The 8,933-nt window shown below is 44.8% G+C and carries 6 protein-coding genes and 1 pseudogene; 4 read left to right on the top strand and 3 right to left on the bottom strand.

Annotated features, from left to right (window positions below):
• Positions 1–2,160, top strand: a pseudogene (locus J0895_RS25675) (NACHT domain-containing protein); the annotation flags it as partial.
• A 79-nt stretch (positions 2,161–2,239) separates the two neighbouring features.
• On the opposite strand, the gene J0895_RS05655 reads toward J0895_RS25675, so the two are convergent.
• The gene (locus tag J0895_RS05655; RefSeq protein WP_207087140.1) at positions 2,240–2,653 is read right to left on the bottom strand and encodes a putative toxin-antitoxin system toxin component, PIN family; all 414 of its coding nucleotides are present in this window, start codon (positions 2,651–2,653) and stop codon (positions 2,240–2,242) included.
• Complete coding sequence (locus J0895_RS05650) at positions 2,643–2,870, bottom strand: hypothetical protein (RefSeq protein WP_207087139.1); 228 nt, start codon at positions 2,868–2,870, stop codon at positions 2,643–2,645. The genes J0895_RS05655 and J0895_RS05650 overlap by 11 nt, the downstream gene beginning before the upstream one ends.
• 735 nt (positions 2,871–3,605) lie before the next feature.
• Here J0895_RS05650 and J0895_RS05645 point away from each other — a divergent pair.
• Positions 3,606–4,319 (top strand): Uma2 family endonuclease, encoded by a 714-nt coding sequence (locus J0895_RS05645; protein WP_207087138.1) that lies wholly within the window; start codon positions 3,606–3,608, stop codon positions 4,317–4,319.
• 63 nt (positions 4,320–4,382) lie between these two features.
• Here J0895_RS05645 and J0895_RS05640 read toward each other — a convergent pair whose 3' ends face one another.
• Positions 4,383–6,296 (bottom strand): protein kinase domain-containing protein, encoded by a 1,914-nt coding sequence (locus J0895_RS05640; RefSeq protein ID WP_207087137.1) that lies wholly within the window; start codon positions 6,294–6,296, stop codon positions 4,383–4,385.
• A gap of 410 nt (positions 6,297–6,706) precedes the next feature.
• On the opposite strand from J0895_RS05640, the gene J0895_RS05635 reads away from it, so the two are divergent.
• Entirely contained in the window at positions 6,707–8,137 is a 1,431-nt protein-coding gene (locus J0895_RS05635) for a form I ribulose bisphosphate carboxylase large subunit (protein ID WP_207087136.1), read from the top strand.
• Positions 8,138–8,392: 255 nt separating this feature from the next.
• On the top strand, positions 8,393–8,773 hold the full coding sequence (rcbX, locus tag J0895_RS05630) for a RuBisCO chaperone RbcX (RefSeq protein WP_207087141.1): 381 nt from the start codon (positions 8,393–8,395) through the stop codon (positions 8,771–8,773).
• Positions 8,774–8,933 lie beyond the last annotated feature (160 nt).

Here is an 8,933-nt window from a genome sequence, read left to right as displayed (position 1 = left end):
GTTATCTAAACAGGAATATCGCCAACGTCAAAATGTATTGACTCAGATGCGAACCGAGGTAGAAAGCCGTTTAAGCCAGTCTATCCACCGGGCGGCGTTCGTGAATTTGGGCAAAGAACAGCAACCCCAGCAGGTGCAACGTCCTTGGGATATGTCGGTGAAGGTGGGGGAACAGCGCAGTGTTCAGTTACCCCCCCAGACGACGATTCTGGATGTGTTTGATAATCCCACAATTTCCGGCAAGTTCCTGATTTTGGGCAAACCGGGGGCGGCAAAACCACGACGTTATTAGAGTTAGCAGAAGCCTTGATTGGGCGGGCAGAAGGGGATAATGATGCCCCGATTCCAGTGATTTTGGAGCTTTCGAGTTGGCAAGAGGTGACAAAACGAGAGTTTCCCAAAATCTGGGAACAGAAAAAATATGACCCTTCGATTAAGGAGTGGGTTCTGTCTCAGCTTATGAGTAAGGGGGTGAGTCAGGAAATCAGGGAACAGTGGCTTCGGGAGAAGGAGTTAGTGCTGTTGTTGGATGGGTTGGATGAATTGCAACCGGAACGTCAGACGAAGTGCGTCCAGGCAATTAATCAGTTTTTAGGGGGTGAATTTTCGCCATTGCATTTGGTGGTGTGCAGTCGCAAAGAGGAATATGAGGACTATGAGGAAATTCTGGTCTTAAATGGGGCGATTTGTTTGGAGGATTTAACGAATGAGCAAATTCAGAATTATTTTGCCTCTAGCAATCTGGGGGAATTTTGGAAAAGTATCAAGGGTTCGGAGAAGATTGTCAATTTTATTCGTCATCCATTGTTTTTAGCAATTTCGAGTATTGCTTATCAGCAGATTGATGTTGAGGAATGGCGGAATTGCAACACGGAAGGGAGGGCGATCGATTATTTGCTGGGTGCTTATCGGGTTAATCGTCTAACTCAGAAAATACCAAGTCGATTGTATGAAACTACTGAACAACCCAAAGCATCTTTTTCTCAAAATGCTATGATTAGAATTTCTCTTTTTTTGGAAAATAAAAATTTAAAGCAAAAAGAATTTAGCATATACTCATTGCAACCTTCCTTGTTAGACCAAAATAAAATATGGTATGATTTATTTGTGTTTTTTATTGTAGTAATTTTGTATCTCTCTTTTGGTTTAATCTTTGCAAATAAAAATTTTGATAACTTAAAACTTTTATCCATAAACGACTACTTAAGTGTTATATTCACTTGTTTGATTGCTTTCATATCTTTGTCGTTATCCCTGTTCTATCTTGGATTTGGATTCAACAAAATTGCAGAATCAGAATTATCAAAAAAATTGGCAACTAATAAATTTGGCAATATCTTATTGTCACTCCTGCTTTTATCTATATTGTTATTAATTTTTACTACTTTTGGACTCACATTATTTATGTTGTATTCAATTAACAATATAGAATCTCTCACAAATAGTTGGATATACTGGGAGAATCCATTACATAGGTGGCTTGTGTCTGCATTAGGCGTGTCAGGTTTGTTGACTTGTTTTAGAGGTGAGGAAATCAATTTTCTAAATTTGATAAAAGGAATTAAAAAATTGAATATTGAATCTTGTAAAATATTTTTTGTCATATGTTTTTTGATGACGATAGTTGTTTTGTTTTCTTTTTGGCATGACCTGATGAATTTATTTGTAAATGCCTATTCCATTGGTTTGCTCAACTCCATTTCTAAATTATCACCGAATATAGAAATTATTTTATTGATTTTGCCAATTTTATATGGGTTGACTTTTGTATGGATATTACTAGCATTTTCCAAATATTCACAGGGAAAATACATCTCAAGAGACAATGTATTATTCCACCAACTTATTGCTTTCCTGTTCCTATTTTTAATAGGAACAATTGCGGGATTAGCACCTATTTTCAGGCTAGAGACAAATCTGGTATTAAATAATGTTTTTGTGCTAGGACTTATATTTGGAACATTTGCAGGATTCTCTTTTATTCAATACTTTTCACTCCGCCTCATCTTGTGGCTAACAGGTGAAATGCCCTGGAATATCACCCGATTCCTCGACTACTGCACAGAACGCCTCATCCTGCAACGAGTCGGGAACCGCTATCGCTTCATCCATCGCCTCGTGCAAGAACACTTCGCTAAACTGGAAATCCAGAAAGAGTAAAGCTAACTCAACGAAACCGGGTTTCTAAGACAGTTTTAACTACAGAGATTTCTATAAAAACCCGGTGTCTGAAACCCATTTATTCAGCAAATTTATCAACCAACCTATCTGGAGTCAGAATTTCTATGGATTCAAAAGGATTTAACACCAATAAATCCAAATCGCCCGTAATTATGATATTACCATTACCACTAACAGCCAATTCTAAAAATTTATTGTCTTTTTCATCTCGACAAACAGTGATTGTTTCTGTAATCTTGACGAATTGGGATGAACTGATAAATTTAATTAAAAACAGTTGTCTTTCTTCTTGAGAAAGGTACTTGTCAAACTTGGGACGATTCAGAACTTGCACTAATTCATTTAAAGTCGCTTCAGAGTATAAAATTATTCCTTGCTTTTCCGCTAACTCTAATGCCCGAAATGGGGCTGTAGATTTAAAAAGCAAAGCACTAATGACCACATTCGTATCAATGACAAATCTATTCGTCATTGTCATCCGCTAAAATATCTTGTAAAATTTCTGGTGTTAAGCCTCGTTCTTGTGCTTTGTCTGAAATTTCTGCCATCACCCCAGTTAAACTTTTGTTGTATAACTTTTCTCGTAAAAATAACTGAATAATATTACTTAACTGTTTCTGAATTTCAGGGTTAGCCTGTTCAAATGCCGCTTTAATCTCTTCATCAACTTGAAGAATAATCTTAGCCATAGTTTTTTTTTAATTGGCAATTTATGGTTTGACTAAATTATAGCACCACATCACCCCTCCAAGGGTTTGATAGTGCAGTCCTCAATCAACGGGCGAGGAATCACTCCCAGTAATGCTTTACGGTTGGCTAAATTCTTTGATATATCACCCGATTTTTGGCTGAATCTCCAACTGCGTTGGGATTTATATCATACCCAACAGGAAGAGCAAGAAATTCTGAACAAAATTTCCTCTGGGTGCAATCTTATAAAATTTCAGTAATCCCATTTTGTCAAGGTCAGTATCAGCAATTAACCGGATTTGATACTCCATTCAATTGTTAAAGGTCTATTAAAACCCGCACCCTCAAGGGTGGGGCTACACGGACAAAGCCCGAGAAGCGAGGCGTCAAAGCGAAAACCGACTTTTACCAACCGGATTTGGTATAAACTCATCAAAAAACGGTTTTGATATTGCGGCACTCCCAAGGTTTCCATATTGGATCCATGAGACCACTGATTTAAGATTGCTATCGCTAATTATCTTAACATTTTCTGTGCGATCGCGAAGCGTCTGGGCCGGAGAGAGAAAAATTAAGCCACCCAAAAACCCAGTTTCTGACCATTGGCGAAAAAATCAGCTAAAATGTCAGACAACCCTAGCCACCGAATCCGACACTTTTAAAGTCTTGCCAGAGAGGGTCTGACATAGGCTGAATGGTGTTGCTTCCTGTTCAATAATTGAGAGGTCTAATTTATGGTCACTACCCCTCAACCCACAAAGGTCATTTACCCCGATTGTGACGGAAATCCCATGTCTGATAATACCCGCCAGTTTCGTTGGATTGTGGTAATTAAAGAGAATTTAGAAATTTTGTTTGATGATGATCCGAATGTCTTTATCGCCGGGGATTTACTGTGGTATCCCCAGGAAGGCAATAATAAAGTGCGTCAAGCCCCTGATGTGATGGTGGCGATGGGACGACCCAAGGGCGATCGCGGTTCTTATAAGCAATGGGAAGAAGCGAACATCCCTCCCCAAGTTGTGTTTGAAATTCTTTCCCCCGGAAATCGCCTCACGCAGATGGCGAAGAAACAACAGTTTTATGACCGCTATGGGGTGGAAGAATATTATGTTTTCGACCCAGACCATCTGGATTTCAATGGGTGGTTACGCAATCAGGGGGGTTCCCTGGAGGTGATTGATCAGCCCGAAAATTGGACGAGTCCCCGGTTAGGGATTCGCTTTGAATTGCAGGATGAACAGTTCACGATCTACCGTCCCGATGGTGAGCGATTTCTGACTTCAACGGAGTTAGCCAAACAAGCTGAACAACAACGTCAGGAGGCGGAACAACAACGTCAGGAGGCTGAACAACAACGTCAGCGGGCTGATTCAGCAGAAGCACGCCTTCGGGAGTTGGAGGCTCGTTTACAGGAATTAGAAGCCGATCGCCTTCCCGATAAGTAATACCAAATCCGGTATTGATAGGTCTGTACAAACCCACGCCCTCACCGGGTGCGGGTTTTTGCTTTATCGAAATCCTAAGAGTCTCAAAACTGGCATTAGTAAATAGTAACTACAACCGAGACAAAAACTGCCAGTCATCCCTAATAAAGCAAAAAAAGCGATACTGTCCCAAAATTGCGGTATCCCGATTCCTGATGTGGCGGAAAATAGGTCTAAAATTAGGGGAAAATCAGAACTATAAAGAAAGACTGCCATCACGATCGCAGTCCCGATCGCACTCATAGTCGCATGAAACAGTTGCGGTTTGGGTAATCCTAACCCCAGGACAATAGAGGCAATCGCGATCGCTGTAAATCCGACTACATCGGCGGCGGCGACTGCCTTAGTAGTTGAACTCACCGCTAATACAAACCATCCCAATCCATACCCAAACAGTCCCATCATGCCGGAGGTGACAAATCGTCGTTTTTGTCCGAAACTTCCAGCTTCAGTTAATCCCAATGCTGTGCCTACACCGGCCATCCCAAATAAAATCGCGACGGGATCGACTGTCACTGCCAGGTTGGGAAACCATTGTGCGATTAACTCACTTAGGCGGTTGCTGAGTCGGCTGCCAACAGGTAACCAATAGGCTAAGGCAAAACCGACTCCGGTACCGACACTCGCACCCAATCCGCCTAAGATAGTGCCTAATAAAGTATCGAAGCAGGCGGTAAATACCCAACTGATCACACCCAATGTGGTTCTGAGGATACCTTCTAGGGTTTTGTAACTGACGACACCTAGAGTGGCGATCGCCTTGATCACCAATGTTCCTACTCCCCAGCAAAATTGGAGACTGCGCGCAGATGCCACCGCCGCAAACCCCGCCAAACGGCCACCGAGTCCCAGGTTGCGCTGGCGGACTAAGGTTTTTAAATATGAACCCTGGATCAGTCGTCTTTGCAGTTGTGCGGCACTATCTAAGCGTTTATCAACCTGAAACTCCAGCATTTCATCGATGACATGGGCGAGATTCCGGCTAACCCTGGCATGAGGATGCCAGCGACATTCCCCAGACATTCCATCATCCAAGTCCGTGGGCGATCGCCCGGTGAGCAGGAAAATAGCAGTGCGACCCAAAGCATAAAAATCGGCGGCAGGTCCCACGGAAGCGCCCATCATCTGTTCTGGAGGACTGTAACCCGGGGAGAACAACCGCGTGGAACTTGCTTGCTTGCCGCTGAGTTGTTTGACTCCGCCAAAATCGATCGCCACCAGTTGACCGGCTACACTGCCTGGGATCCTTCTGTTAAATAAGGAGAATGGAGTACCTGTATTCGTCGGAGTTCCCCCCATCCTTACCATCAAATTGGTGGGTTTCAGGTCTCGGTGAATAATCGAATGGCGGTGCAACTCCTCCAAAATATCTGCTGCCTGGAGCAACCAATCTACCACTATCTCCTCGGGAAATCCTTGGGGATAATCTCGATGCAGCATTTCATCCAAGGTCAAACCTTCAATTTTTTCCATGACGAGACAAGGAAGGGTGTGGGGTTGGGGATGTTTGAGAGACACGTGAAAATAACCGTCGCGATCGACTTTGGGAATCCCGGGATGGGTCAGACTGGCTAATACCGATGCTTCTTGTTTAAATAGTTCTAAGGCTTTAGGCGATCGCTCGACCAACACCTTCAAGACTCGTTCCCGGTCCCTCTGCCGGTCATAAACGGTGAAAGTGACGGCAAAACCGCCGGTCCCTAGTTTTTGTAGGGGGAGGTAACGTCTATTTAAAATCAGAGGGGTTCCACAACTGTCACAAAAGTGATAATCCCGACTTTGGCCGGTGGGACTTGGACAATCCGGGTTGATGCAGTGGAGGAAAGCTGGCTGCATAAGTTTTTTTAAAATCACCCCCAGGGGCGATCGCTCAACAAAGGGGATTACGGTTAAAGGGTCTAAAGGCAAAGGTGGCGATCGCGTTGGTGGAACGTTCACCCCTGCTCTATCCGGGTCAGGACGTAGACTCCATCGCCTTCTCAACTGCGATCAATTGTATCGTTCCTGCTGCTCCCCACACCGAAATTCTGCCAGTCCTCGCAAAACTGAAGCGTTTTATCATATCATAAAATTACCGCTTTATATTATAACAAAAAATAAATATTTATAACAAAAAATAAAGAAAAATTATCTAAGAATAAAATAACAATGATGTTTAACTTATTGTTTTCCTGATACTATTGTTATGCAGCAAACCGAAGCAGCCGACTGATTTCGCTCCACCGCTCCCCGACGCGGGTTCGGTAAGCAATAGTACCCTGATAAGTGAATAGCTTGTCAGGAAAACAAAAAACCAGGACAACTGCAACGATTTTCGATGATTCCGATGATTCCTAGGAAGGGGGATTATGTCTTACAGTTCAACCAAGACTCAAGCAAAAACCGGCTACCAAGCTGGCGTTAAAGATTATAGACTGACTTACTACACGCCGGATTACACACCCAAAGATACCGACATCTTGGCGGCATTCCGGATGACCCCTCAGCCCGGAGTTCCCCCGGAAGAAGCAGGAGCTGCCGTAGCTGCTGAATCTTCAACCGGAACCTGGACGACAGTGTGGACCGACCTTTTGACCGACTTGGATCGGTACAAAGGCCGTTGCTACGACATCGAAGCGGTACCCAACGAAGAGAACCAGTACATCGCTTACGTTGCCTACCCCCTCGACTTGTTTGAAGAAGGCTCTGTTACCAATATGCTGACCTCCATCGTGGGGAACGTGTTTGGTTTCAAAGCCTTGCGTGCACTGCGCTTGGAAGATATGCGGATTCCCGTTGCCTACCTGAAGACCTTCCAAGGTCCTCCCCACGGCATCCAAGTTGAGCGTGACAAAATCAACAAGTATGGTCGTCCCCTGTTGGGTTGCACCATCAAGCCGAAACTCGGTTTATCTGCGAAGAACTACGGTCGTGCAGTGTATGAATGCTTGCGCGGTGGTTTGGACTTTACCAAAGACGACGAGAACATCAACTCCCAGCCGTTCCAACGCTGGCGCGATCGCTTCTTGTTCGTTGCTGACGCTATCCATAAAGCTCAGGCAGAAACTGGCGAAATCAAGGGCCACTACCTCAACGTAACCGCCCCCACCTGCTCAGAAATGCTGAAACGGGCTGAGTTCGCCAAAGAACTCAAAATGCCCATCATCATGCATGACTTCTTAACCGCAGGGTTCACCGCCAACACTACCTTGTCTCACTGGTGCCGCGATAACGGATTGCTGTTGCACATCCACCGTGCTATGCACGCAGTTATCGACCGTCAGAAAAATCATGGTATCCACTTCCGCGTTCTTGCCAAATGCTTGCGGATGTCCGGTGGTGACCACATCCACACCGGAACCGTCGTCGGTAAACTCGAAGGCGAACGTGGAATTACGATGGGATTCGTGGATCTGCTCCGCGAAAACTATGTCGAACAAGACAAGTCTCGCGGGATTTACTTCACCCAAGACTGGGCATCCATGCCTGGGGTGATGGCTGTTGCTTCCGGTGGTATCCACGTATGGCATATGCCCGCACTCGTGGAAATCTTCGGTGATGACTCCGTGCTGCAATTTGGTGGTGGTACTTTGGGTCACCCCTGGGGTAATGCTCCGGGTGCAACCGCTAACCGCGTCGCCTTGGAAGCTTGCGTTCAAGCTCGTAACGAAGGTCGCAGCTTGGCTCGTGAAGGTAATGATATCCTTCGTGAAGCTGGACGCTGGTCTCCTGAGTTGGCTGTCGCTCTTGAACTGTGGAAAGAAATCAAGTTTGAGTTCGAGGCAATGGATACCGTCTGATGACGGATCCTTAGTGAAAAGTTAACCGTTAACCCAGTCGGGGAAGCGGTTAACCTTTCTACAGTCATTCAAGCGCTCTAACGAAAGCGCAGTATTACGGCAAAATCCGGCAACCTCCGGCGGAAAGTATTCCTCTAAGCTGTGACGGCAATGGGGATCCGGGTTATGGTTTGTACCCGAAGAAACTTGTCACCACCGAGTGCGATCGCACTCGGTAGACATAAACAACCGCCGATATCAAACGTTGCCAACAATATGGATTTAAAACAAATTGCCAAAGATACTGCCAAAGTGATGAGTAGCTATTTGACCTACCAAGCCATGCGAATTGTAGTCAGTCAACTGAACGAAACTAATCCTCCCTTGGCATATTGGTTGCAAAACTTTTCTGCCACGGCCAATATCCAAAATGGAGAAGCGTACATTGAAACGCTACTTCATGAAAAGCCAGACTTGGCGATTCGGATTATGACCGTGCGCGAACATATCGCTGAGGAAGTTACAGAGTTCTTGCCTGAAATGGTTCTGACTGGCATCATGCAAGCCAACATCGACCACCGGAAGCAGTATCTGGAAAGAACAGTCACGGGATTACCCTTACCTGAGTCAACCCCAGAGACGGAAACGGAACCCTGATCCGGTTGACGGTGCTGATTTATAGAAAGCACCGTAAAACCCATGTGCTTTAGCCGTGGGATATAAGGTGGGTGAACGTAGGTACGTAGTTAACCAAATTCATGGTGTAATTAATCTGAGCGTGCGTTTCGTTTAACCTAAATGGGTAGCAATACTCAGG

This window comes from Phormidium pseudopriestleyi FRX01, assembly GCF_017313335.1.
GTDB classification, from domain to species: Bacteria; Cyanobacteriota; Cyanobacteriia; order Cyanobacteriales; family Laspinemataceae; genus Laspinema; species Laspinema pseudopriestleyi.
Note: the sequence above shows the minus strand (reverse complement) of the source record. Positions and strands in the feature narration are given on the sequence as shown.